The sequence below is a fragment of the Kitasatospora sp. NPDC056138 genome, from assembly GCF_042264695.1.
In the GTDB taxonomy this organism is placed as follows: domain Bacteria; phylum Actinomycetota; class Actinomycetes; order Streptomycetales; family Streptomycetaceae; genus Kitasatospora.
Window position 1 is genome coordinate 52158 of the sequence record NZ_JBHJVK010000002.1, and the last position, 25527, is coordinate 77684.

General features: G+C 73.5%; 20 protein-coding genes and 2 pseudogenes. 7 read left to right on the forward strand and 15 right to left on the reverse strand.

From position 1 onward, the window contains the following. Positions 1–107 precede the first annotated feature (107 nt). Both ACFC1R_RS01800 and ACFC1R_RS01805 read left to right on the forward strand, forming a co-directional pair. A complete protein-coding gene (locus ACFC1R_RS01800; RefSeq protein ID WP_375931048.1) occupies positions 108–929 on the forward strand; it encodes a maleylpyruvate isomerase family mycothiol-dependent enzyme in 822 nt (273 codons plus the stop codon). A gap of 184 nt (positions 930–1113) precedes the next feature. Beyond that, positions 1114–1932, forward strand: coding sequence for a Bro-N domain-containing protein (locus ACFC1R_RS01805; protein ID WP_375931051.1), 819 nt, complete (start codon positions 1114–1116; stop codon positions 1930–1932). 174 nt (positions 1933–2106) lie between these two features. On the opposite strand, the gene ACFC1R_RS01810 is transcribed toward ACFC1R_RS01805, so the two are convergent. The 3 genes from ACFC1R_RS01810 to ACFC1R_RS01820 all read right to left on the reverse strand — a co-directional run bounded on the left by ACFC1R_RS01810 (position 2107) and on the right by ACFC1R_RS01820 (position 6470). Then, positions 2107–3384 (reverse strand): nitrate/nitrite transporter, encoded by a 1278-nt coding sequence (locus tag ACFC1R_RS01810; RefSeq protein ID WP_375931054.1) that lies wholly within the window; start codon positions 3382–3384, stop codon positions 2107–2109. Positions 3385–3631: 247 nt separating this feature from the next. Beyond that, positions 3632–4663: a M64 family metallopeptidase gene (locus ACFC1R_RS01815; protein WP_375931057.1), complete on the reverse strand. Its 1032-nt coding sequence runs from the start codon at positions 4661–4663 to the stop codon at positions 3632–3634. 562 nt (positions 4664–5225) lie between these two features. Further along, a complete protein-coding gene (locus ACFC1R_RS01820) occupies positions 5226–6470 on the reverse strand; it encodes a benzoate/H(+) symporter BenE family transporter (protein WP_375931060.1) in 1245 nt (414 codons plus the stop codon). A gap of 205 nt (positions 6471–6675) precedes the next feature. Between ACFC1R_RS01820 and ACFC1R_RS01825 the strand changes: the two genes are divergently transcribed. Beyond that, complete coding sequence (locus ACFC1R_RS01825; protein ID WP_375931063.1) at positions 6676–7599, forward strand: hypothetical protein; 924 nt, start codon at positions 6676–6678, stop codon at positions 7597–7599. A gap of 127 nt (positions 7600–7726) precedes the next feature. On the opposite strand, the gene ACFC1R_RS01830 is transcribed toward ACFC1R_RS01825, so the two are convergent. The 3 genes from ACFC1R_RS01830 to pdhA are packed head-to-tail and all read right to left on the reverse strand — an operon-like array spanning position 7727 to position 11306. Then, positions 7727–9166 carry a dihydrolipoamide acetyltransferase family protein gene (locus ACFC1R_RS01830; protein ID WP_375931066.1) on the reverse strand — a complete coding sequence of 480 codons (1440 nt, stop codon included), beginning with the start codon at positions 9164–9166 and terminating at the stop codon, positions 7727–7729. An 11-nt stretch (positions 9167–9177) separates the two neighbouring features. Beyond that, complete coding sequence (locus ACFC1R_RS01835; RefSeq protein ID WP_375931069.1) at positions 9178–10152, reverse strand: alpha-ketoacid dehydrogenase subunit beta; 975 nt, start codon at positions 10150–10152, stop codon at positions 9178–9180. Beyond that, complete coding sequence (gene pdhA, locus ACFC1R_RS01840) at positions 10152–11306, reverse strand: pyruvate dehydrogenase (acetyl-transferring) E1 component subunit alpha (RefSeq protein ID WP_375931072.1); 1155 nt, start codon at positions 11304–11306, stop codon at positions 10152–10154. Before pdhA ends, ACFC1R_RS01835 begins: the two co-directional genes overlap by 1 nt. A gap of 356 nt (positions 11307–11662) precedes the next feature. On the opposite strand from pdhA, the gene ACFC1R_RS01845 reads away from it, so the two are divergent. Beyond that, on the forward strand, positions 11663–12325 hold the full coding sequence (locus ACFC1R_RS01845; RefSeq protein WP_375931075.1) for a response regulator: 663 nt from the start codon (positions 11663–11665) through the stop codon (positions 12323–12325). Between the two features lie 57 nt (positions 12326–12382). Next, the gene (locus tag ACFC1R_RS01850; protein ID WP_375931078.1) at positions 12383–13471 is read left to right on the forward strand and encodes a phosphotransferase enzyme family protein; all 1089 of its coding nucleotides are present in this window, start codon (positions 12383–12385) and stop codon (positions 13469–13471) included. 154 nt (positions 13472–13625) lie between these two features. Here ACFC1R_RS01850 and ACFC1R_RS01855 read toward each other — a convergent pair whose 3' ends face one another. The 5 genes from ACFC1R_RS01855 to ACFC1R_RS01875 form a co-directional block, all read right to left on the reverse strand. Further along, complete coding sequence (locus ACFC1R_RS01855) at positions 13626–15449, reverse strand: protein kinase (RefSeq protein WP_375931081.1); 1824 nt, start codon at positions 15447–15449, stop codon at positions 13626–13628. 110 nt (positions 15450–15559) lie between these two features. Next, positions 15560–17038, reverse strand: coding sequence for a protein kinase (locus tag ACFC1R_RS01860; RefSeq protein ID WP_375931611.1), 1479 nt, complete (start codon positions 17036–17038; stop codon positions 15560–15562). Between the two features lie 318 nt (positions 17039–17356). After that, positions 17357–17974, reverse strand: coding sequence for a bacterial proteasome activator family protein (locus ACFC1R_RS01865; RefSeq protein WP_375931083.1), 618 nt, complete (start codon positions 17972–17974; stop codon positions 17357–17359). A 119-nt stretch (positions 17975–18093) separates the two neighbouring features. Further along, positions 18094–19095 (reverse strand): hypothetical protein, encoded by a 1002-nt coding sequence (locus ACFC1R_RS01870; RefSeq protein WP_375931086.1) that lies wholly within the window; start codon positions 19093–19095, stop codon positions 18094–18096. A gap of 286 nt (positions 19096–19381) precedes the next feature. Continuing rightward, positions 19382–20359 carry an NAD(P)H-quinone oxidoreductase gene (locus ACFC1R_RS01875; protein WP_375931089.1) on the reverse strand — a complete coding sequence of 326 codons (978 nt, stop codon included), beginning with the start codon at positions 20357–20359 and terminating at the stop codon, positions 19382–19384. On the opposite strand from ACFC1R_RS01875, the gene ACFC1R_RS01880 reads away from it, so the two are divergent. Beyond that, a complete protein-coding gene (locus ACFC1R_RS01880; RefSeq protein WP_375931091.1) occupies positions 20358–20573 on the forward strand; it encodes a hypothetical protein in 216 nt (71 codons plus the stop codon). The genes ACFC1R_RS01875 and ACFC1R_RS01880 overlap by 2 nt on opposite strands. A gap of 425 nt (positions 20574–20998) precedes the next feature. Further along, positions 20999–21994: a potassium channel family protein gene (locus ACFC1R_RS01885; protein WP_375931614.1), complete on the forward strand. Its 996-nt coding sequence runs from the start codon at positions 20999–21001 to the stop codon at positions 21992–21994. Between the two features lie 28 nt (positions 21995–22022). Here ACFC1R_RS01885 and ACFC1R_RS01890 read toward each other — a convergent pair whose 3' ends face one another. The 4 genes and pseudogenes from ACFC1R_RS01890 to ACFC1R_RS01905 form a co-directional block, all read right to left on the reverse strand. Further along, positions 22023–23312, reverse strand: a complete 1290-nt coding sequence (locus ACFC1R_RS01890) for a molybdopterin molybdotransferase MoeA (protein WP_375931617.1) — start codon at positions 23310–23312, stop codon at positions 22023–22025. A 35-nt stretch (positions 23313–23347) separates the two neighbouring features. Next, positions 23348–23635 (reverse strand): annotated as a pseudogene (locus ACFC1R_RS01895) (DUF6457 domain-containing protein); the annotation flags it as partial. Between the two features lie 168 nt (positions 23636–23803). After that, positions 23804–24383, reverse strand: a pseudogene (locus tag ACFC1R_RS01900) (molybdenum cofactor guanylyltransferase); the annotation flags it as partial. 83 nt (positions 24384–24466) lie between these two features. After that, complete coding sequence (locus ACFC1R_RS01905; RefSeq protein ID WP_375931093.1) at positions 24467–25438, reverse strand: MBL fold metallo-hydrolase; 972 nt, start codon at positions 25436–25438, stop codon at positions 24467–24469. Positions 25439–25527 lie beyond the last annotated feature (89 nt).

Consider the following 25527-nt stretch of genomic DNA (forward strand, 5'->3'; position numbering starts at 1 on the left):
CGGGTAGCACGTCCGCCCGGAAGCCTGGACACCTCGTCCATCGGACCTCAGGTCCGCCCGGTCCGGACCGGCACAGCAAGGAACCTGACGGAGGGCCGGAGATACCCGTGACGGACAACCAGACCGTGCAGGCCTGTGTCGACGCCTGGACGCAGTCCATCGAGTCGATATCCGAACTGCTGGCCCCCCTGCCGACGGACTCCTGGAACCGGGCCACCGAGTGCCCCGGCTGGTCCGTCCGCGACGTCGTCTCGCACATCATCGCGGTCGAGTCCGAACTGCTCGGCGACCCCCGGCCGATCCACTCGCTGCCGCGCGACCTGCTGCACGTCACCAGTGAGTTCGCCCGCTACGTCGAACTGCCCGTCGACAAGCGCCGCTGCCACACCCCGATCGAGCTGACCAGCGAGCTGGAGTACGTCGTCATCCGCCGCTCGCGCGCACTGCGCAACTCCCGGCAGGAGCCGGGCGACCAGGTCCGCTCGCCGGCCGGGCCGCTCACCCGCGAGCTGCCGTACTGGGCGCTGCTGCGCGACCGGGCGGTGGACGTCTGGGTGCACGAGCAGGACCTGCGGCGCGCGCTCGGCGTCCCCGGCAACCTGGGCTCCCCGGCCGCGCTGATCACCCGCGACGCCCTGCTGGAGGGCCTCCCGAAGGCCGTCGCCGGACTGGCCGGCGCGCCCGCAGGTACGGTCGTCTCCTTCGACGTGACCGGCGCGGTGGAGTTCCTGCGCACCGTCCGCGTGGACGCCGAGGGCCGGGGAACGGTCGACGAGCGGGTGAGCCTCGCCCCCGACGTCCAGTTCGCGATGGACTGGGAGACGTACGTCCGGCTCGCCTGCGGGCGCGGCCGCCCCGGCCCGGTCAAGGCCGAGGGCGACCAGGAGCTGGCCGCCCGGGTGCTGGCCAACTTCGCGCTGATGCCGTGACGCTCCGTGAGATCTCTGACCACTTGACGTACACGGAGAAGCGTTACAGCTGAGCAGAAGTGCGCCGAACGGCGTACGCGGGTGGCGCACATCGTGCTCCCGTACGGCCGGCTGGTACCGGTACATCACCCGTTCGGCCTCGTTGTCCAGGACAGCCCATCACCGAGAGTGAAGGAGGGGCGTCATGGACGACGGAGCCGACATGGTGTTGGTGCGGTCCACCTTCCCGGTCACCGGCCAGCCGGTCCGGGTGGTCATGATCGACGACGAACCGTGGTTCGTCACGGCCGACGTGTGCAAGGTCCTGGGGCGGGTGAACCCCAGCGACACCGCAAGGGGCCTGGGCACGAAGCACAGCCGGACCATCGACCTCCGGTCGGCAACCCTCTGTCAGACAGAGGGTAATGCCGTCCCCGCAGGTCAGAAACCCTACGGGCGCGGAAACCCGATGCTCGGGGTGATCAGCGAAGCCGGTCTCTACCGGTTGATCATGCGTTCGGACAAGCGGAGCGCGGAGGCGTTCCAGGAGTGGGTCTCAGGGGAACTCCTCCCCTCGGTCCGGCGCGGCGACACCGACGTCCCCGCGCAGCAGCGGCGGATGGCGGAGACCCTCGCCGAGGCGATCGGGCAGCAGGTGCAGATCCTGGCGGAGATCCACCAGGAGAACGGGCCGGGCATCCACGTCCGCTCGGACGGGACGGTGCACTGCCGGCACGGCGAGATGGAGTTCCGGGTGCCGAGCCGGCAGGACGACAGCGGACCGCCGTTCGGCGCCTACTTCCAGTGCCCGAGCGTCGAACGCGTGGGCATTCGGGGCGGCACGGCGATCCCGCAGTGCCGGAGGCTCAAGCTGGTCGACCTGATCCGCCGCCTCGCCGACCGCCCGCCCGGAGCGGCGAAGCGGCCGGACCCCCGGGTCCGGCCGTGCGAGGCCGGTTCGCTCAGGTTCGAGGCGACGTTCCAGGAGATCGTCGAAATCCTCCGGACCCTCGGCGAGGACTAGGCCGCCGGGCCGCCGTCGGCGCCGTGACCCGATGCCCTGCGCAGGGTTGCGGCCCCGGCGGCGCCGACGGCCACGCCATCCCCGACACCCCCGCCGTTCCCGACACCCCCGCCGTTCCCGACACCCCCGCCGTTCCCGGCCCCCTCCGACCGAGGGCGTTCGCGTCTCTGCAGGTCAGATGGCCTGGGCCCGCCCCAGCCTGCCCTTCAGCCGGATGATCATCACGGTCCCGACCGCCAGCGGAACGTACAGCCAGCAGAAGGCCCACCGGTACGTCTCGGCCGTGTGCCCGGCGGGTCCGGAGAGGGAGTCCAGCAGGAGGCCGATGCCGAAGAGGGTGATCATCGTGCCGATGAAGCCGCCCATGTTGGCGATGCCCGAGGCGGTGCCGAGGCGCTCGGGCGGATTGTGGGCACGGGCGTAGTCGAGGCCGACCAGGGAGGCGGGGCCGTTGCTGCCCATGACCACGAGCAGCAGCACCAGCAGCCAGAGCGGCGGGTGCCCGCCCGGCCAGGCGAGCGCCACGGCCCAGCAGGCCGCCGTGCTGCCGATGACGGTGAAGGTGACCGGGATCCGGATGCCGGGACGGCGCGAGACGAGACGTCCGAACGCCAGGGCGAAGGCCATGTTGCTGAGCACCAGCAGGGTCAGCAGTCCGCCTGCCTCGCCCCGGCTCATGCCCTGGCCCTCGACCAGGTACGGCATCCCCCAGAGCAGGCCGAAGGCCGCGCCCGGGAAGGCCGTGGTGAAGTGCACCCACATGCCGAGCCGGGTTCCGGGCTCCCGCCAGGCCTGCCGGATCTGCTCGCGTACCGGCAGTCGCCGCCCGGCCACCGGTACGACGGTGACGCCGACCGGGGCCTCCTTGAGCAGCAGCGCGACCGCCGCGAACGCCCCGACACCGAGCAGGGCGGTCAGGGCGAAGGTGAAGGTCCAGCCCTCGCTGTGCAGGGCCGGCGCGAGAACGACGGTGGTCACCAGGTTGCCGCCGGTGCCGACCAGCCCGGTGAGCTGGGCGACCAGCGGGTTCTTCGCCGCCGGGAACCAGCGTGCGGCGACCCGCAGCACGCTGATGAACGTCATCGCGTCACCGCAGCCGAGCACCGCCCGGGAGGCCAGCGCGGGCCCGAAGGAGGAGCTGAAGGCGAAGGCGAGCTGGCCGCAGCTCAGCAGCAGTACGCCGAGCAGCAGCACCCGGCGCGGCCCGAACCGGTCGACCAGCAGGCCGACCGGTACCTGCATGGCCGCGTAGACCATGACCTGGAGGATCGTGAAGGTGGAGAGCGCCGAGGCGCCGATGCCGAACCGGGCCGCCGCGTCCAGCCCGGCCACACCGAGGCTGGTGCGGTGGATCACCGCGAGGACGTAGACGCAGACGCCGATCGACCAGGCGGTCCAGGCGGCCCGGCCACCGGGCGGCGCGAGGTCCGGCAGTACGGCGCCGGACGGCACCGGGTCGGACGGTACGGGGTCATGGCCCGGGGGAGCGGCCCCGGGGCGCTGCGACTGTCGAGGACCAGGGACGGAGCGGGATCTTGCGGGGCTATCGGGGTCCACGGGCACGGCGACCAGACTAGTCATCCCATCAAATGATCAATCTGGCAGGCCCGGAGTAGGGACGCGAAGCAGCCTTGTCTCCCTAGGGCGTCCTCGGGCAGGCCCCTGGTGAGCCGCCCCCGCACCCCGCCCGAACCCCGCGTCAGCCCTTGAGCGTCCAGGTCACCGTCTTGGTCATGTGCTGGCTGCGGAAGGTCTCGTCGCGCACCCAGTCGGTGGTGTCCCGCACGGTCGCGGTGACCTTCACGTCCTTGCCCGGACGGATCGGCAGCGTGGCGGTGTCCAGCCAGCTCGGGTCCGGGCCCTGGGGGGCGGTGAGAACGCCGTCCACCCGCCACTGCACCTGGAGCTGCCGGGTCCCCGTCAACGGCAGCGGACGGACGTGCAGTCGGGGCCGCCCGGTCACCGCACCGGCGGCGGGCTCTGGCGGGTCCATCGGCCCGATCCGGCGGTAGAGCTGTTCGAGGATCGCCTCCCGGGAGGGGAGGTTGTAGCTGCCGCCGAGGGTCCGCATGACCGAGTCGACGGTCGGCCGGTAGATGCCGTTGGCGCTGCGGTACGCCCCGACGGTGCCACCGCCGTCCGGGGACTGGGCGCCGAGCCAGCGCCACCACTTCACGTGGGCGCGGGCCATCTCGTCGGCGTTCACGGTGGAGAGGTTGGGGTAGTCGGCGTCGTCGGGGGCGCTGTCGTACTCGTCGCCGAGGTCACCGACGGTGTGGCCGATCTCGTGCTGGATGATCCGCCCGGCGTCCGGGCTGCCGCCCGCGAGGGTGGTCACTCCGGTGCCGCCGGCGCCGCCGTACTCACTGGAGTTGGCCAGGGCTATCAGATACTGCGGTCCCTCGCCGTTGCCCGCGTACCGGGCGGTGGCGGGTTCGTCCGCGCAGAGCAGCCGGGCGGTGCCCTCGCACCAGAAGTGCATGCCGAGCGGGGTGGTCGCCCTGCGGCTGTGGTTCTCCGACTCGGCTATCCCCGCGACCGGGGAGACCACGTCGACCCGCCTTATGTTGAAGTAGCTCTGGTAGCTGCGGAACGGCTCTATCTCCAGCAGTGCGCGCCAGGCCCGGTCGGCCTGCTCCTGGAACAGCTCCTGCTGGTCGGCGGTGTAGCCGTCGCCTATCAGCACCAGCGTGATCCGGTTGGCGGGCTCGCCGGTGCGGCGTATGTCCACCGTCGGCGCGGGCTCCGGCGTCCGCAGGTCCGGCCCGGCCGGGCGGTGCGGCGGTGCGGCGCGGTCCGGGGACGGCGCCGGGGCGCCTATCGTCCCGAAGGGTGCTGGGGATGCGACTTCCAGCGCGGTCGGCAGAGCTGCGACCGAGAGCAGACTGAGCGCCGCTGCGCTCCGGACGATTCGGCCAGACCAACCGTTCGGCATACGGTGCGTCCTCCGGACTCCGGTCACCCGGCTGGAGCGCGGGTGGGGGGGTCGCCAAGACGTACCCGGCCCGTCGGACGGGCCAGACCTCTCGGGGCCCGACTTCGCCGGACCGGATCACCGTGCCGGGGCATCCGGCGCAATCCGCAGGCGGATCTGCGGTCTGGGCCTTAAACCCCCCTCATCGGGCGTCCCTGGGCATCTCGCCGCCGACCGCTGGCGCCCCCTCCGACCGCCGGCGACCGCTTTCGAGCAACCGCAGGCGCCGCAAGCACCTTCGAGCGCCCGCAGACGCCCCGGGACGCCCCGGAACGCCCGCCCTGGGATGCCTCGGGACGCCCGCAGACGCCTCCTGCTCTCAGCGGCGGCGCAGCAGCAGGTGGGTGCCGATGCCCAGCAGCAGGCCCCAGAAGGCCGGTCCGATGCCGAAGAGGGTCATCCCGGAGGCGGTGGCCAGGAAGGTCACCACGGCGCCGTCGCGGCCTGCCTCGTCGGCGAGGGCGCCGGCCAGGCTGCCCTGGAACGACGCCAGCAGGGCGACTCCGGCGATCACCGCGATCAGTGCCGGCGGCAGTCCGGTGAACAGGCTGACCAGTACTCCGCCGAAACTGCCGACCAGCAGGTAGAGGGCACCGGCCGACATTCCGGCGATGTAGCGGCGGTCGGGGTCGGGGTGGCTCTCGGGGCTGGTGCAGATGGCGGCGGTGATGGCGGCCAGGTTGACCCCGGGCGAGCCGAACGGCGCCAGCAGGACGGAGAGGGCACCGGTGGCGCCGATCAGCAGCCGGTCGTCGGGCCGGTAGCCGAAGGCGCGCATAATGCCAAGTCCCGGCGCGTTCTGCGAGGCGAGGACGACGACGGTGAGCGGCAGCGCCAGGCCGACCGTGGCGGGCCAGGAGAAGGCGGGTGCGGTCAGGACCGGGCGGACCGGGCCGCCGCTCCCCAGGTGCAGCGGCAGTCCGACGGTGGTCGCCGCCAGGATCCCGCCCGCCAGCAGTGCCGCCGGCACCGCGTACCGGGGTGCGTACCGCTTGGCCAGCAGGAAGGCCGCGAAGCTGCCGAGGACCAGGACGGGTGCCTGGTGCAGGGAGCCGAAGACTCCGGCGCCGAACGAGAACAGGATTCCGGCCAGCATCGCGTTGACGATGCCGGACGGCACGGCCTCGATCAGCCGCCCGAACAGTCCGGTCATCCCGAACACCGTGACCGCGACGCCGCTCACCAGGAACGCCCCGACCGCCTCGCGGTACGGGTACGCGCCCAGGCTGGTCACCAGCAGCGCCGCTCCCGGCGTGGACCAGGCGGTGATCACCGGGGTCCTGGTCCACCAGCTCAGCAGCAGGCAGGTGAGCCCGCTGCCGATGGACACCGCCCAGATCCAGGAGACCGTGTGCGCCTGGTCCAGGTGTCCGGCGGCGGCCGCCGCCAGGACGACCACCAGCGGGCCCGAGAAGGACACCACGATGCAGACCAGCCCGGCCAGCAGGGCGGGTACCGAGACGTCCCTGCGCAGCGAGCGCCGTCCGTCCGGCGCCCCGGGCTCCCCCGTCGCCTCGGTGTTCCGTTCCGTCCGCTGCTGCATTTCAGCGCGATGCTCTGCCATCCGAGCAGTATTCTGGAAGACCCTTTGCGACACTCCGGAAATATCTTCACCACTGCTGCAGTCGTCCGTCGGCGGACGTGTCTGTGTGTGCGAAGGCACGGAGAGCGGGACCGGCGAGCCGCCGGGGGATGCAGCTACCGGCCGACTCCTTCCAGCACGCAGTCCGCAACAGGTCCCTGGGGAACCCATCATGCGAGTATCCGCTATGCCAGGTTTTGCGAAGAACGTCCTGTCCGCGCTCTCCACCCGCAGGTCCCTCGCCATCGGCTTCGCAGCCCTCACCGTCGGTGCTGCCGTCCCCCTGTTTCCGGGCGCCTCCGCCGCCTGGGCGTGCGGCGACGACGGCGCCCCGGCCGGCGTCGCGAGTGCCGGTGCCACCGGCTCCGGGTCCGCAACTGCCCCTTCCCCGGCGGAGACCCACCACGGCAGCCCGGCCTCGGCCTTCATCCCGGTGGTCCCGGCCGCGCTGACCGCCGGGGGCGCCCCGGTCGAAATCGGCGTCGAGATGGCCAACTTCACCGGTGCCGACTACGCCAAGATCGCCCCGTCCTTCGCGCTCTACAACCCGAGGTCCAACTCCGACTACGGCACCCCGGGGACCAACCTGCGGATCCAGGACCTGAAGGTGGCGGTCATGAAGGGCGGCCGGTGGGTCGACCTGCCGCTGCGCAACAGCTGCGACCCGACGATCGTCGCCGATACCTCCGTGCTGGCCGACTCGCTGACGGACCAGCACGCCCACCGCTACCTGTTCCGGCTCTCGCTCGCCGCCGACGCTCCCGCGCAGCAGACCGAGATCCAGGTCTTCAGCGGTTTCGGGCTCAACGGCAAGAGCAACTCGACCACGCTCAAGGTGCTCCGCGGCTCCGCCGCCAGAACGGCCAACTCCCCGGCCCGTGCTGCCGGTTACGCCGCCGGTTCGGCCACCGACGCGGCGTCGGCCGTCCCGGCGGTGCTGACCCCGCTGCCGAGCGTCGACCCGGAACCCGACACCGTCCCGGTCGGCAACCGGCTCGCGCAGAGCGGATTGCCGGGCGGCAGCGCCCTGCCGGCCGGCTCGGCGGGCGCGTTCGTCCTGCTGGGCGGCGGCGCGGTGGTGGCCCTGCGGCGCCGGTCCGCACACCGCTGAGCCGCACCGCCGGGCCGCACCGGGGCCGCCGGGCACGCACCCGAAGCCCCGGCGCCCACCGGCACACCCGCCGGAACGCCCACGGGCCCTGCCTCCGCAGAGGCAGGGCCCGTGGCACGCGGGGGCGTCAGCCCCAGGTGATCAGGCGCTTCGGGCGCTCCAGGACCGCGGCGACGTCCGCCAGGACCCTGGAACCGAGCTCGCCGTCGACCAGGCGGTGGTCGAAGGAGAGTGCCAGCGTGGTGACCTGACGGGGCACCACCTTGCCCTTGTGGACCCACGGGAGTTCCCGCACCGCACCGAAGGCCAGGATGGCGGCCTCGCCGGGATTGAGGATCGGGGTGCCGGTGTCGACGCCGAAGACGCCGACGTTGGTGATGGTGATGGTGCCGCCCTGCATGTCCGCGGGCGAGGTCTTGCCCTGACGCGCGGTGTCGATCAACTCACCGAGTGATACGGCCAGTTGCGGCAGGGTCTGGGAGCCGGCGTCCTTGATGTTGGGCACGATCAGGCCGCGCGGCGTGGCCGCCGCGATGCCGAGGTTGACCTGGCCCTTGATCACGATCTCCTGGGCGGACTCGTCCCAGGCGGCGTTGATCTCCGGGTAGCGCCGGACCGCCGTCAGCAGCGCCTTGGCGACCAGCAGCAGCGGGCTGACCCGGACACCCGCGCCCAGGTCACCGCTCTCCTTGAGCTTGCGGACCAGCTTCATCGTCCGGGTCACGTCGACCTGGACGAACTCGGTGACGTGCGGCGCGGTGAAGGCCGAGGCCACCATCGCCTGCGCGGTGGCCTTCCGGACGCCCTTGACCGGCACCCGGACGTCGCCCCGCACGGCCGGCACCGGCTGCGCCGCGGCCTCGGTGACCGCGACCGCCTCGACGACCGGGGCGAGCGGGGCCGAAGCGGCCGCCTCACCCGGCGCGGCTGCCGCCGCGGCGGCGTGCACGTCCTCGCGGGTGATCACACCGTCGCGACCGGTCGCCACGACCGTCCGCAGGTCGATCCCAAGGTCCTTGGCGAGCTTGCGCACCGGCGGCTTGGCCAGCGGACGCTCGCCCACCGCCGGAGCGGTGACGGGAGCGGCCGGGACCGGGGCCACCGGGACGGCGACCGGCTGCGGTGCGACCGAAGGAACCGGGGCGGCGGCCGACTTGGCCGGGGCAGCGCTCCGGCGGGCCCGGCGCTGCGTCCCCCCGGTGCGCGGCCCGTAGCCGACGAGCACCTCGCGGCGCTCGGGCACGGCCTCCTCGGCGACGGCGTCGGCGGCCACCGAGGCGGCCGGAGCCGCCGGAACGTCACCCGCGACGGCGCCGACCGCGACGGAGATGATCGCCGTACCGACGTCCACCGTGCTGCCGGCGGGGAAGAAGAGCTGCTCGACGACCCCGTTGAACGGGATCGGCAGCTCGACCGCCGCCTTCGCGGTCTCCACCTCACAGACGATCTGGCCGTCCGTCACCTCGTCACCCGGCTTGACGTACCAGGTCAGGATCTCGGCCTCGGTGAGGCCCTCGCCGACGTCCGGCATCTTGAACTCGCGGAGCGAGCGAACTTCGGTGGTCATCTCGCTCCCTCTCAGAACGCCAGCGCGCGGTCGACGGCGTCGAGCACGCGGTCGAGGTCGGGCAGGAAGGACTCCTCGACCCGCGACGGCGGGTACGGCGCGTGGTAGCCGCCGACCCGCAGGACCGGGGCCTCCAGGTGGTAGAAGCAGCGCTCGGTGAGGCGGGCGGCGAGCTCGGCGCCCATGCCCATGAAGACCGGCGCCTCGTGCACCACGATGCCGCGCCCGGTGCGCTTGAGCGACGCCTCCAGGGTGTCGAAGTCGATCGGGGAGAGCGAGCGCAGGTCGACGACCTCCAGGTGGTGGCCGTCCTCCTCGGCGGCCGCGGCGGCCTCCAGGCAGACCTTCACCATCGGGCCGTACGCGATCAGCGTGGCGTCCGTGCCGGGACGCACCACCCGGGCGGCGTGCAGCGGCAGGTCGGCCGAGTCGGCGACCTCACCCTTGTCCCAGTAGCGGCGCTTGGGCTCCAGGAAGATCACCGGGTCGTCCGACTCGATGGCCTGGCGGAGCATCCAGTGCGCGTCCTGGGCGTTGGAGGGGCTGACCACCCGGAGACCGGCGGTGTGCGCGAAGTAGGCCTCGTGCGACTCGCTGTGGTGCTCGACCGCGCCGATGCCGCCCGCGTACGGGATGCGGACGGTGACCGGCATCTTCACGTGCCCGAGCGCGCGGGCGTGCATCTTCGCCAGCTGGGAGACGATCTGGTCGAAGGCCGGGTAGACGAAGCCGTCGAACTGGATCTCCACCACCGGCCGGTAGCCTCTGAGCGCCAGACCGATCGCGGTGCCCATGATGCCGGACTCGGCGAGCGGGGAGTCCATCACCCGGGCCTCGCCGAAGTCCTTCTGCAGCCCGTCGGTGATCCGGAAGACCCCGCCCAGCTTGCCGATGTCCTCGCCCATCAGGACGGTCTTCGGGTCGTTCTCCAGCGACTTGCGCAGGGCGTCGTTGAGCGCCTTGGCAATGCTCAGCTGACCGGCCATCAGTGGTTCTCCCCGCCCTCGAAGGACGCCGCGTACGCCTCGTACTCAGCTCGCTCTTCCTCGACCAGTGCGTGCGGCTCGGCATACACGTGGTCGAAGATCAGAGTCGGGTCCGGGTCCGGCATGCTGCGCACGCCCTCGCGCACCCGCAGGCCCAACTCCTCGCTCTCCGCCTCGATCCCGGCGAAGAACGCCTCGTCCGCCAGGCCCTGCTGCTCCAGGTGGGCCTTGAGCCGGGTGATCGGGTCCTTGGCCTTCCAGGCCTCGGTCTCCTCGCTCAGCCGGTAGCGGGTCGGGTCGTCGGAGGTGGTGTGCGCGCCCATCCGGTAGGTGAACGCCTCGATCAGCACCGGGCCGCCGCCGTTGCGGGCGTGGTCCAGCGCCCAGCGGGTGACCGCGAGGCAGGCGAGCACGTCGTTGCCGTCCACCCGGACGCCGGGGAAGCCGAAGCCGGCGGCGCGGCGGTAGAGCGGGATGCGGGTCTGCACGGTGGTGGGCTCGGAGATCGCCCACTGGTTGTTCTGGCAGAAGAAGACGACCGGGGCGTTGTAGACCGAGGCGAAGGTGAAGGCCTCGCTGACATCACCCTGGCTGGAGGCGCCGTCACCGAAGTACGCGATCACCGCGTCGTCGGCGCCGTCCTTGGTGATGCCCATCGCGTAGCCGGTGGCGTGCAGGGTCTGCGCACCGATCACGATGGTGTAGAGGTGGAAGTTCTTCTCGTTCGGGTCCCAACCGCCGTGGTTCACACCGCGGAACATGCCGAGCAGGTTCAGCGGGTCCACGTCGCGGCACCAGGCGACGCCGTGCTCGCGGTAGGTCGGGAAGGCGTAGTCACCGGGGCGCATCGCGCGGCCCGAGCCGACCTGCGCAGCCTCCTGGCCGAGCAGCGAGGCCCACAGGCCCAGTTCGCCCTGGCGCTGGAGCGAGGTGGCCTCGGCGTCGAAGCGCCGGACCAGCACCAGGTCGCGGTAGAGGGCGCGGAGTTCGTCCGCGGTGATCGCCAGCGGGAACTCCGGGTTCTCGACCCGCTCCCCTTCGGGCGTGAGTAGCTGTACGAGCTCCGGCGGGGCGTCCGTACCCTTGATGCGGAGGTTGTCAGGGACGCCGGGGGCGGCCTTCTTGCGCGCCCTCGCCGTGCTTTTGACGGTCACGTTCACTCCTCGGTCTGTCCGGCCGCCCGGGGTCGCCGGTGACCGGTCCGGTCACCGCCTCGCAGGCACGCGTGGGTGTGCGCACCGACTGCGAGGCAGGTGGTGTTCCCTTTCCGACGGCGTCCCTCACGAGAACGTTACCCAGCAGCGCCCTTTGGCGCGCTTGCGCTAGGACGTCCTACTTGTTCACGCCGGAGAGTGCAGGTGTGGTGCAGCTCTCTGGGCGGTGCCGTCAGGACACCTGCGCACGTTATCCGGGCGGAGCCCTCCGCGTAAGGGGGTAATCGGCACGGATTCTGCGTCGGTGGTATCACGGGCAATAGGTCTCCTAAGGGCGGATATGGGAGCATTTGACCGTGACTGGAAACGGACAAATCAGGGTTTTCCTACTAGATGATCATGAGGTCGTCCGGCGCGGCGTCCACGATCTCCTCTCCACCGAGGAGGACATCGAGGTCGTCGGCGAGGCCGGCACCGCCGCCGAGGCGCTGGCCCGGATCCCGGCCGTCGACCCCGACGTCGCGATCCTCGACGTCCGGCTTCCGGACGGCAACGGCGTCGAGGTCTGCCGCGAGGTCCGCTCGCGCCGCCCGGAGATCAAGTGCCTGATGCTGACCTCCTTCTCGGACGACGAGGCGCTCTTCGACGCCATCATGGCGGGAGCCTCCGGGTACGTACTGAAGGCGATCCGGGGCACCGACCTGCTCTCGGCGGTCCGCGACGTGGCGGCGGGGAAGTCGCTGCTCGACCCGGTCGCCACCAGCCGGGTGCTGGAGCGGCTGCGCGACGGCGGCGGCGAGAAGGAGGACGAACGGCTCGCCCAGTTGACGAAGCAGGAGCGGCGGATCCTCGACCTGATCGGCGAGGGCATGACGAACCGTCAGATCGGCAACGAACTGCACCTGGCCGAAAAGACCGTCAAGAACTACGTTTCCAGCCTGCTGGCCAAGATGGGCATGGAGCGCCGCACCCAGGCGGCCGCCTACGTGGCCCGCCATCAGGCCGATCATCAGCATTAAGCACATCTCTGACACATTGTCAAGGGCCTGTGCAGGCGCGCATTACGCTCCTGTTCCGTGACAACGCAAGGCCAGATCATCGTGTGCGCGCCGCCCCGTCCGGACCACACCGCACCCCCCTTCGGCACCCTCAGCCCCCCGGTCGGATACGAAGCCGTGACCGGGGTGCTGCGTTCCTACCGGGTCGGCAGGCCCCGCGAGATACGGCCGGTGGCCGAGGGACTGCTCAACCGGGGCTACCGGATCACCACCGAATCCGGCCGGTACTTCCTCAAGTGCTACGTCGACCGCGCCACCGCCACCCGTGCCGCGATCACCGCCCAGCACCGTGCCACCACCGACCTGAACGCCCTCGGACTGCCCACCCCGCCCCCGCTGCCGACACCCGGCGGCCGGACCGTGACCGCGTACGGCGGCCGGCTGTTCGCGCTCTACCCCTGGGTGGCGGGCGGCCACCGGCACGGCACCGAACTGGCACCCGCCCAGTGCGCCGAACTCGGCGCACTGCTCGGGCGGATCCACGGCGCACTCGGCGAAGTCTGCGCCCCCGTGCGGCAGCCCGGCGGCCATGCCACCGCCGACCCCGCGGAGACCGTCCGGCTGGTCGGCGAGCTACGCCGGCGAATCGCCCGGCAGGAGCCGTACGAAGCCTTCGACGCGCTCGCCGAACAGCGCCTGGCCGAACGCCTCGACCTGCTCTCGGTGCACCGGCACCGGCGGCCCGCCCCCGAGAGCGCCCCGCCGACCGGCTGGACGCACGGCGACTTCCACGGCCTCAACCTGCTCTACCGGGGCGACCTGCTCACGGCCGTACTGGACTGGGACAAGCTCGGCGTCCGCCCGCAGGCGGAGGAGACCGTCCGGGCCGCCACGCTGATCTTCAACGACCGGGAGAGCGGCGTCCTGGACCTGGTCCGGGTCCGCCGCTACTCGCAGGCGTACCGGGCCTGCGGGGCCGCCACCCCGGCCCAACTGGCCTCCGCCGTGCACCGGGTGTGGTGGGAACGCCTCAACGACCTCTGGATGCTCCAGTGGCACTACCAGCGCGGCGACCGCCGCGCCGACCCGCTCTTCCCCGCCTCGGCCGGGCAACTCACCTGGTGGTGCGAGGAGTACGAGCAGGTCCTGGACGCCTTCACCAACTGACCGGGCCACCGGAGGCTCCCGGCGGGGAGCCCGGAAGACCCGGAAGGGGCGCGGGGAACCGCGCGGAACGGGGGTCCGGGATCGTGCTCGACCCCGGCCGTCCTCCGTCCGTGCGGTTCCCCGCGCCCCTACGGGACTGCTCCTTCGAAGGAGCTCAGTGGGTCGTGCCGCCTCCCGTGCCCGTGGTGCTCTTGCCGCCACCGTCCGGCGGCGTGCTGACGCCCGACGAGGGGCTGGAGCCGGCGGTCGGGTTGCTGGAGTGCGAGGGGGCCGGGCCGTCGCTCGGCGAGTCCGTGGGGGGATGGCTGACCGGGGCCGAGGCCGAAGCCGAGGCCGAGGCCGACGGCGACGGCGCGCTGGAACGCCCCGGCGGCGGGTACGTCGGCGGGCTGTCCTGCGTCTCCGGCGGCGGCGTGCTCCGGTTCGGGTTGGTGCCGCCGCCGTAGCTGCGGCTCGGCGAGGGCAGCGGGGTCGACGCGTCGGGCGTCTCGGCCGACGGCGCCGACGGGGTCTGCACCGTCCCGGGCTTCGGCGTGTAGTCGTGCGGCTTCTTGGCGGGGCTCAGCGCCATGGCGGCACCGATGGCGGCCACCACCAGCAGCACCACGATCCCGCCGATCAGCGGCCACGGGCTGCGCTTGCGCCCGCGCCCGTTGCCGCCGTCGTCGTAGCCGCCGTCGTCGTAACCGCCGCCGTGGCCGCCGCCGTACGAACCCGCGGTGTAGGGGCTCAGCGGCCCGTCGTGCTGCCCGGTGGCCGGGTAGGGCAGCATCGCCGTCTGGTCGATCGGCGTGCCGGCCGCGCCCGCACCGCCGGAACCGTCGACCGAGCCCAGCGGCTTGGTGACGGCGGTCGCACCGCTCGACCCGGCGCCGTAGTACCCGCCGCCGGAGGCCGCGGGGGCGATGGTGGTCGCACCCGTCGCGAACCCGGAACCGGCCGCGCTGTGCATCTCCCGCAGGGCGTGCTGCACATGGGCCCGGAACTCGTCCGCGCTCTGGAAGCGGTCGTCCGGGTCCTTGGCCAGCGAGCGCAGCACCAGCTCGTCGAGCTGGGCGGGCACCCGGTTGTTGGCCTGCGAAGGCGGCACCGGCATGTCCTGGACGTGCTGGTAGACCACCGAGAGCGGGGTGTCGCCGGTGAACGGCGGCCGCAGCGTCAGCAGTTCGAAGAGCATGCAGCCGGCCGCGTACAGGTCCGAGCGGTGGTCGACCGCCTTGCCCAGGGCCTGCTCCGGCGAGAGGTACTGCGGGGTGCCCATCACCATGCCGGTCTGGGTCATGGTGGTGGCGCCGCCGGTCAGCGCGCGGGCGATGCCGAAGTCCATCACCTTGACCGCGCCGCCGTTGGTGATGATGACGTTGGCGGGCTTGATGTCACGGTGCACGATGCCGTTGCGGTGGCTGTAGGCGAGCGCCTCCAGGACCCCGGCGGTGATGATCAGCGCCTGGTCGACCGGCGGAGCGTCCTCGTCCATCAGCAGCTCGCGGACGGTGTGGCCCTCGACCAGCTCCATCACGATGTACGGGGTCGAGTCCCCCGCGAGGTCCTCCTCGCCGGTGTCGTACACCGAGACGATCGAGTGATGGTTGAGCGCCGCCACCGCGTGCGCCTCACGGGTGAAGCGCAGCCGGGCCACGTCGTCCTGGGCCAGCTCGGAGCGGAGCAGCTTGACCGCGACCGTCCGGCCGAGCCGGACGTCCTGTGCGGCGTAGACCTCCGCCATGCCGCCCCGGCCGAGCCGGTGGGTGACGCGGTAGCGGCCGTCGCCGAGGGTGCCGAGCGGGGCCGCGGTGCCGCGGCTCGGGGTGAACACCTGATCGACCGGCGGCAGCAAGGGCGTTTCGTCCGCTCCGGGGCCCGTGTCGCCGCCCGGCACCTGGGGCGTCTCACGGGTACTGTCGTCCCCGGAGCCCTGGCCACCGGCACCCCGAGCATGCTCCGCCGCGCCGTCTCCCGGCTGCTGTGTCTGTGCCATCACTCCTCGCCCCGGGCTGTCGCTCGGTGCGCGGTCGCCCTTCGGTTACGTCCTCAGAACGCTACAGCTTCGGCGCGCCGACCGTGGAACCGCAGATCTGGCAATACGGTTCAGACCATGCTGTTCCGACCTTGATCGAGTACGACCACGGACAGCGAGCCGGAGCCCGTGGTAGTGCCGTACGGCTCCAGCTTCTTCTTCTCCTGCTTGGCCACCACGATGCCGACGATGATCACCGCCAGCACGATCAGGCCGATGATCACACCGATCACCACCATCGCCGTCCCGCACCCGTTGCCGCTCTTGTTCGCCGGACCCGGCGCGAACGGCTGCGGCTGCGGCGCCGCGTACGGCGGCGGGGTGTGCGGCGCCTGCTGCGGGAACGGCTGCGGGGTCGGCGCCTGCTGCGGGAACGGCGTCGGCGTCCCGTACTGCGGCGGGAACGGGGTCGGGGTCTGCTGGTACGCCGGCGGCTGCTGCTGCAGGTGCGGCGGCACCTGCGGGAACGGCTGCGGGGTCGGCGGCGTCTGCTGGTACTGAGGCGGTTGCTGCTGCGGCTGCTGCTGCGACTGCGGGAAGGAGGGGTACGGCTGCGGCTGCACCTGCGGGAAGCCGGCCAGCGACGGCGCGGCGTGCACCGAGCGCGGCCCCTCGCCGATCACCAGCGGGGTGCTCGCCTGCAGCGGGCCGCCACCGCCCGGCGTCCCCGACGCGATCCGCTCGACCTCCGTGCGCATCGCGTCCGCGCTCGGGAACCGGTGGTCCGCCTCCTTGCGCAGCGCCCGGGCCACCAGCTCGTCCACCGCGGGCGACACCGCCCGGTTCAGCGTGGACGGCGCCGGGGGCTCCTCCTGGACGTGCTTGTACGCGATCGAGAAGGCGGTGTCCCCGTCGAACGGCAGGCTGCCGGTGAGCAGCTCGAAGAGCATGCAGCCCACCGAGTACAGGTCGGACCGCGCGTCCACGCTCTTGCCGAGCGCCTGCTCGGGCGAGAGGTACTGCGGGGTGCCGACCACCATGCCGGTCTGGGTCATCGAGGTCACGTCGGACTGCAGCGCCCGCGCGATGCCGAAGTCCATCACCTTGACGACGCCCTTGGTGCTCACCATGACGTTGCCCGGCTTGATGTCGCGGTGCACCAGCCCCTGGTCGTGCGAGGCCTCCAGCGCCGACAGCACGGCGGCGGTCAGCTTCAGCGCCTGCTCGACCGGCATCGCGCCGTACTGCGCGATCGACTCGTTGAGCACGTCGCGCAGCGCCTTGCCCTCGACGTACTCCATGACGATGTACGGGGTCACCGAACCGTCCGGGCCGACGTCCTCGCCGCTGTCGAAGACCGACACGATGTTGATGTGCTGGAGCCTGGCGACCGCCTGCGCCTCACGGCGGAACCGCAGCTTGAAGGAGTCCTCGCGGCCGAGCTCGGTGTGCAGCGTCTTCACCGCGACCTGGCGGTCCAGCACCGTGTCGTGCGCCAGGTGCACCGACGCCATGCCGCCCTGCCCGAGCAGGCTCCGCAGCACGTACCGGCCGTGGCCCAGGGAGGAACCCGCCGCAGGCGCGCCCGAAGCGGTGCCGTCCTCGCTCATGGTCATCTGCTCCCCCTCGGCGCGTCGGTCCGCAGCCGCATCGTCTCGTCCGGGCGCGAGGCCCGACTGGGGGCCGTACCGCACGCACGCACGGCGTCCGCGGCCCGCTCGGCCACCGGCCCGGGTCGGCGGCCGGGGCCGACGACACGGGCCAGGGTATCGGCAAACCACCACACAACGGGGTACAGGGGCGCCCCCGCCCGGTCCGCCACCGCCGGGCGGCACCCGGCGGCCCGCACAGCGGCGCGGGCAGCCCGGTAGGGAGGTACCCGGCCACCCGCGCCGCTCCCGGTGCCCCGGCGCGCTTCGACTTCCGGTCTACAGGTACGGACCCGAGCGGATGCCGCGACCGGGCATGGGCTCCTCGTCGTCCGGCTCGGCGCCGTGACTCCCCGGCGGCAGCGCCCGCCGCATCTGCTCCAGCTGCGCCCGCGCGGCCATCTGCTGGGCGAACAGCGCGGTCTGGATCCCGTGGAACAGCCCCTCCAGCCAGCCCACCAGCTGGGCCTGGGCGATCCGCAGCTCGGCCTCGGTGGGGATGGAGTCCTCGGTGAAGGGCAGCGAGAGCCGCTCCAGCTCCTCGACCAGTTCGGGGGCCAGGCCCAGTTCCAGTTCCTTGATCGAGCTGGCGTGGATGTCCTTCAGCCGGGCCCGGCTGGCCTCGTCCAGGGGCGCCGCCCTGACCTCCTCGAGCAGCTGCTTGATCATGCTGCCGATGCGCATGACCTTGGCCGGCTGCTCGACCATCTCGGTCACCGGCAGCTCCCGGGGCTCGACGCCCTCGCCCTCGCCGAACCGGCCCGTGCCACCGCCGGGGACCGCACCGATGGGCATGCCGTCCGGGCCGACGATCAGGACCTTCGGGCCCTCGTCCGCTCCCTGGGCCGACGCCTGGTACGACTCCGGCTGCGGCCCTTCGTTCATCGGCTTCGTCATAGCTCCTTCATATGCTTCGGGCAGCGAGAGGGTCAACTGACTGACCATGATGCCCCGCCGGGACGGGCCGCCCGACCACCTGACCTCATGTCAGCGGCGGCGGGACGCCCGCCCCGTGCTCAACGACCGCGCAACCGCATCCCGATCAGCGCCAGACCGCAGCCGATCATGGTCAGCCCGGCTCCGAGCGGGAACTGGAGGTTGGACGGGTCCGTCCACCGGATCGGCCCGGCCAGTTCGCCGGTGCCCCGGCCCTGCGCGAGCGGCACCGGATCGCCCGCACCGGCCTCCGGCGGCTCCTCGGCGGCCTCCGGCTCCTGCGGTCCGCCCGGCGACACCTCCGGCCCGGCGGAACCCGCGCCGTCGTCCTCCTCCGAGCCGCCGGGCCGGTGGGCGGGGGCCCGGTGCCGGGGTCCGCCCCAGGGCCAGCCGCGGGCCGGCGCCGCCCACGGCGGACCGCCGCGGGAACCTCCCCAGGACGCCCCCCACCTCGGGCGGCCCGAGCCGGTGGTGCTGTCGGCGGCGGATCCCTCCTCCGGCGGCCAGGCGGTCGACTCACCGGGCTGGGCGGCTGCCGGATCCTCCGTGGGAGCCGCCACGGGCGGACCGGGCACGGTGGCGGACCCGGGCGGGGGCTCGGGTGAGGCGGGGGCCGACGGCGGGGCCGACCGGCCTGGCACGGCGGCAGCCCCCTGGCCGACAGTCCCCTGGTCGCCGGCCACCGGGGTCGCGCTCCCCGCCGGGGGCGGCGGCGACACGGTGGCCGCCCGGGTCTCGGACGCCGGGGGCACGGCGACGGCCGTCCCAGCCGCCGTGGGCGGACCGGAGGGCGCCGACGGCACGGCGCCCTCCACCAACCCCGTCGGCACCACCGGCTGCGGAACGCCCTGGACGGCGCCCTGGGTGGCCGGGGCCGAGGCCGCCGGCCGCAGGGATGCCGTCCCCGTCGACCCCGCCGCATGGGACGCACCGGCCCCACCGCCCACCGCCGGGGCCGGGCCCGCCAGCAGCAGCGGAACGGCCAGCCCGGTGGCGGCGACCGCGGCCCACTGCCGCGGTGCGGCACAACAGGACGGCAGAGCGGCGCAGAGCGCGGAGAACGCGTGGGTAAGTGCGGCCACGGACGGAGGTCCTTCCGACGGCCGGCCGCGCTCGGGACGCGACCGGCGGCGGGACAGCTCCGGACCAGCCTCACATATTCCGGCATATCGGGCATTTCGGAACCCGATTGCGCAGCGCCCTGCCGGTTCCAGCAGCTCAGCAGGCCGGCAGCCCGTCCGCTTCCGAGCAACGCGGGAGCACGGGGGCACAGCGGCGCGCCGGGGCGGGCGCGGGCGCAGATGCGCGCCGGGGGCGCGGCCGACGACGCGGGGCCCCGCCTTGCCCCGGGGCGGGACCCCCTGCCGCTCAGACCTTGAGGACGACCTTGCCGACCTGCCGGCTCGCCTCGACGACCCGGTGCGCCTCGGCGGCCTCGGCCAACGACAGCACCCGGTCCACCACGGGCTTGACCACCCCGGCCTCGATCAACGGCCAGACGTGCTCGCGGACCGCCGCCACGATCGCCGCCTTCTCCGCGATCGGACGGCCGCGCAGGCTGGTGGCGGCCACGGCGGCGCGTTTTTTCAGCAGCGTGTTGAGGTCCAGCTCACCCTTGGTGCCGCCCTGGAGACCGATGATCACCAGGCGGCCGTTGGTCGCCAGCGCGTCCACGTTCCGCTGGAGGTACTTGGCACCCATGATGTCGAGGATCACGTCCGCACCGGCACCACCGGTGGCCTCGCGGACCGCCTCCACGAAATCCTGCCGCCGGTAGTCGATACCGACGTCCGCCCCCAACTCGGCGCAGCGGGCCAGCTTTTCGGGACTGCCCGCAGTGACCAGCACCCGGGCGCCGACCGCCTTGGCGAGCTGGATGGCCATCGTGCCGATACCGCTCGCACCGCCGTGCAGCAGCACCGTCTCGGCCGGACGCAGGTGGGCCACCATGAACAGGTTCGACCAGACCGTGGCGACCACCTCGGGCAGCGCGGCGGCGTCCGTCGGGCCGAGCCCCTTCGGCAGGGGCAGCAGCTGCCCGACCGGCACCGCCACCCGTTCGGCGTAACCGCCGCCGCTGAGCAGGGCGCACACCTCGTCCCCGACCGCCCAGCCGGCCACGCCCGCACCGAGCGCGACGATCCGTCCCGCGCACTCGAGACCGGGGTACGGCGATGCGCCCTCGGGCGGGTCGTAGAAGCCCTGGCGCTGCAACAGGTCGGCCCGGTTGACGGCGGTGGCCGCCACCTCGACCAGCACCTCACCCGCCGCGGGCACCGGGTCCGGCACCTCCGCCCAGGTCAGCGCTTCCGGACCGCCGGGCTCAGGAATCGTGATCGCATACATGCCGACGACGCTACTGCGAGACACCGCCGAGATCGGCGGTTTGCCGGACGACCTGCGGGCGGCCGACCCGGTCACCGGACCGGCGGGCGCCGCACACGGCCACCAGAGCCGCCTGGACCGCCGGTCCGCGTCGGCCTTGGACCGCCGGTCCGCGTCGGCGAACTCCCGGAAGGCCACACGACGGCTGGCGATCGGCGCGGCCGTGCCCCGGTGACCCGATGCCGGGGAGCAGCAGGCGTCACACCGACCGGCACCAGGCGCCGAACCGCCCCGGGACCACCGTGACCGCCGGCGCCTCCGACTGCGCCCGACTGCTTTCCGGACCGGCGGCGCCGTCGCTCCGGCACTGCACCGGCGCAGCGGCCGTCCCGCCGCCGGGGCGGGCCCGGCTCGACGCCCGACCGGCCGCGCACCGAGCCGGAGTTGGCCGCACGCGGTCGACACACAGCAGGTCGACGGACGTGTCCGGGCCGGGGAGCACGCATGCTTGGTGCCGTGACTGGTGATCGCTCGACCAAGCCAGGCCGTCGGCTCCCACGCTTCCGGACCCCGCAGGATCCGCCGGACCCCCGGGGTCGCGCCGCCCGCGCCGCCCACGCCGCCTCCGCCGCCCGCGCCGATCCGGACCCGGGCCGCCACATCGCGCTGCCCGCCCGGCGGAGCGTCCCCCCGCTGCGGCAGGTCGCCCGACGGCTGCTGGTGGCGCTGGCCGTGCTGGCCGCCACCACGCTGATCGTCCGGCTCGACGCAGCCGGCTACCACGACAACGCGGACGGGACGGTGAGCCTGCTCGACGCCGCGTACTACGCCACCGTCACCCTCTCCACCACCGGGTACGGCGACATCACCCCGGTCAGCGACGCCGCCCGGCTCACCAACATCCTGGTGATCACGCCGTTGCGCGTCCTCTTCCTGATCATCCTGGTCGGCACCACCCTCGAGGTGCTCACCGAACGGACCCGCCAGCAGTGGCGGATCGGACGCTGGAGGTCCATCGTGCGCGAGCACACCGTCGTCGTGGGATACGGCACCAAGGGCCGCAGCGCCGTCCACACCCTGCTCGGGCAGGGCGTGCGCAAGGACGCCATCGTCGTGGTGGACCCGCAGCACAAGGCGATCGAACAGGCCACCCTGGACGGGCTGGTCGGCGTGGTCGGCGACGCGACCCGCACCGAGACCCTGCTCAGGGCCGAACTCCCCAGGGCCGCGAGGGTGGTGGTGGCCCCCGAGCGCGACGACACGGCCGCGCTGGTCACCCTGACCGCACGTCAGCTCAACAAGGGCGCCACCGTGGTCGCGGCCGTCCGCGAGGACGAGAACGCCCCGCTGCTCCGGCAGAGCGGCGCCGACGTGGTGGTCACCAGCTCCAGTTCGGCCGGGCGGCTGCTCGGCCTGTCAATGCTCAGCCCGCACGCCGGGGCGGTCATGGAGGACCTGCTGACCTACGGCACCGGCCTCGACCTGGTCGAACGCCCCGTCACCCGGGCGGAGGCCGGCCACAGCCCCCGGGAGTGCGCCGACCTGGTCCTCGCCGTGGTCCGGGGCCGCAGGGTCCTCAACTACACCGACCCCGAGGCCGCCACCCTGCACCTCACCGACCGCATCATCACCATCAAGCGCGCCGCCGCCGGCTGACCTCAGGGCCCGCCGGGCGGCCGGGCGCCTACGGCGCCGCCAGCAGCTCCACCCGGCCGCCCGGCCGCACCCCACCCGGCGGGACCACGGCGAGCGCCTCGGCCAGGGCCAGCCCCCGGAGCATCGCGGGCCCGTCGAAGACCAGCGGCACGACGCCCTGCTCGGTCCGGACCACCGGCAGCAACCTGGTGTCATCGGGGTGCCCAGGGAAGTCCCTTGCAGCGACGGCAAGTCGGGGAACCTCCGCCGGCCGCCCGGAGAGCGCGTGCAGCAGCGGGAGTGCGAGCGTGACCGTCCCCGCGACGGCGGCGAGCGGGTTGCCGGGCAGGCCCACCAGGCGGCGGCCGCCGGGGAGTTCGGCCAGCAGCATCGGGTGCCCGGGGCGGACCGCGACCCCATCGACCAGCAACCGGGCCCCGACCGCCGTCAGCGCGTCGTGCAGGAAGTCCACCGGCCCCGCCGCGGTGCCGCCCGTGGTGATCACGACGTCGGCGGGCGAGAGCCGTACGGCGTCCCGGAGCAGTGCGAAGTCGTCCCCGACCCGACGGCAACCGACCAGCTCCGCACCCGAAGCCGCCAGCCAGGGCGGCAGCAGCGGGCCGAGCGCGTCCCGGACCAGTCCGCCCTCCGGAACCCCGGAGTCGATCAACTCGTCCCCGAGCAGCAGCAGTTCGACGGTCGGACGGCGGCGCACCGCGAGCCGGTCGTGGCCACAGGCGGCGGCCAGCCCGAGCACCGCCGCGGTGACGGGCGTACCGGCGGGCAGCAACGGCTCACCCCGCCGGCACTCCTGCCCGCGCGGACGGACGTCCTGCCCGGGCGCCACGTCGTACCGCGGGTACAGCAGCCCCCGGTCGATCCGAGCGTGTTCCCGTCGCAGGACACCGGTCGCCCCGGCCGGGACCTGCGCCCCGGTCGCGATCTCCACTGCCGCGCCGTCGGCGAGCACGGTCCGAGGGCTCCCGGTGGGCCCGCCCTCCCCGCTGTCGGACGCCGCCCGCCCACCGGGCCCCGCCGGTGCGCCCGGACCGGCCGGGAGGTCGACCGGGTCGCCCGCCAGGATCCGGCCCGAGGTGTGCCAGGGGCCGGGGCCGGCGACCGCCCAGCCGTCCATCGCGGAGGTGTCGAAGGCGGGCAGGTCGGTGAGTGCGGCCAGCGGCACCGCCAGCGTGCAGCCGAGGGCCTCGGCCAGTTCGACGGTCACCTCGGGCAGGGGGCCGCGGACCGCCAGCCGGGCAGCGCGGCGCGCCTGCGGCCACCCGCCGTGGCAGAGCGGCGCAGCGGCGGTACCGGCGTCGGATCCGCCGCCCGTCCGCACGCTGCCGGCCGCCTCGGGCACGTCGGTCAGCGCGCTCACGCCGTCCCCGTCCCCGGCTCGCCATCGCCACCGGCTTCGGCGGATGCCGCCGCGGCCCACCGTTCGGCCAGCGCACCGGCACGGGCGGCGGCCTCGGCGACCGCCTGCGGCCCGCCGCCCTGCTGCGCGGCGGCGTAGCCGATCAGGAAGGTGGTCAGCGGGGCCGCCGGACGGTCCACCCCGTGCGCGACCACCCGGGCGAGGTCCAGCAGGCCCCGCACATCCACCTCCAGGTCGATCCCCAGCTCGGTGCCGACCTCGGCGATCCAGTCATCCAGCGTGCGCTCCATAGGGCCCATGCTGCACGATCCGGCGGCCGCCGGGATCCCCGGCCGGTCAGCAGCGCGAGTCGTTTCGCTCACCGGCACCGTCGGCGCCCGGTGAGCACGTGCCCGCCCGTCCGCCGCCCCGCAGCCGGTGGACCGCAGCCGGTGGCCGCTACCGGTCCGTGTGCCGCTCGGCGCGCTCCCGCTCCCGGGCCTGCGCGAGCTCCTCCCAGGTGTCGCAGTCGTACGCCACCCCCTGCGGATCGGCCAGCCGTACGACGTCCAGCGGGGCGAGCAGGCGGCGCAGCGGCAGCCCGTCAGGATCGCCGAGGTCCGCCAGCGCGCGCCGCAGCGCGGCGGTGCGGTAGGCGGCGGCCAGCGGCTGGTCCCGACCCGCCGCGTCGACCAGCAGGGCGCCGTCGCCCCCGGTCCCGTCCAGCGCCGCGAGCAGCCGCCCGACCGTCGGCCGGTCGAGGAAGGGCAGATCGGCGGCGAGCAGCAGGACGCGGTCGGCGGTGATCCGCCCGAGCCCGGCGGCGACGGCCGCGACGGGGCCGCCGCCGGGCGGCTGCTCACGGGTCCAGGTCACCCCGGCGCGCGCGGTGTCCCTGGACGGGCCGACCACCACCGTCGTGGCGGCGTCCGCGCAGGCGGCGAGCACCCGGTCGAGCAGGGGCTGTCCGCCGACCTCCAGGGCGGGCTTGTCCGCCCCGCCGAACCTGCGGGCGGAACCACCGGCCAGCACCATCGCGTCGTACGCCGTCATGCCGCCAGTATCCGCCGGTGGCCAACGCGCGGAAGCGCCCCGTCCGGAGGAGCCCCGTCCGGAGGAGCCCGGCGGGCAGGGGCTCAGGGCTCGTCGACGATCTCGGCCTCGACGATCCCGCTCTCGTCGTGGGGCTCGTCCGGCCCGACCGTCCCGACCGGCTCACCGGTCTCCGCCGGGGCCGCGGCGAGGCGGGCGGTGTTGGCGGCCGCGCCGAGCTCCAGGATCACCGGGAGGGTCAGTCCGCCGTAGCGCTCGTTCACCGCGGCGGCGAGGGCCTCGGGGTCGCCGGGGTGCTCGGCCAGGGCACGGTCGAAGTCCTGCAGGTACTCGCCGGTGAAGGCGAGGACGCGGATCGCGTCGTCGTCGTACCCCGGTGCGCGGTGCCCGGCGATCACCCGGTCGACGTCCAGGTCGGCGATCCTGGCCAGGTTGTGGGCCCAGTCCAGGCGCTGGCCCTCGTCGGTGTCGGCCGTCCAGACATGGGTGCCGTGGTAGGCGAAGTCGCCCGCGACGACCGTCCGGGCACTGGGGATGTAGACCAGGGTGGAGTCCGCGCAGTCGCCCTGGCCGAGGTGCAGGACCCGGATCAGCTGCCGGTCGACCATCAGCGGCTGCGGCAGCAGCGGCGCGGGCAGCAGCGGGTGGTCGGGGATGTCGTCGCCGTACACCGGCTTCCACTGGGCGACCTTGGCGGCGGCGGTCCGGGCGATCGCCTCCACCACCGGCGGGGCGGCCAGCAGCTGGGCCTTGGGGAAGAGCTTCAGCACCTCCTCGGCGCCGAAGTAGTGGTCGGGATGCTGATGCGTGATCACGACGGCCAGCAGCTGGCGCTGCTTGCCCGCGATCCACTCGGCGAGTTCGCGGCCGGCGCTGCGGGTGAGCTGGGCGTCGATCAGGATCGCGGTCTGCTCGCCCATGATCAGGGTGGAGGTGGCGAAGAAGCCGCTCTCCGGGCCGGTGAAGACCTCGATCCGGAGCGGACGGGCGGCTGGGATCCCCGTGCCTCGGTCGCCCGGCGGGGCTCCGGTCTGGTCGGACGGGGACGGCGTCACATCTGCTCCCTGGTCGGTGTGGCGGGGCCCGTTCCGGGCCTCGTGCGGTACCAGCTTGGAAGCAACGGCGAACGACTGCCGGGTAGGCG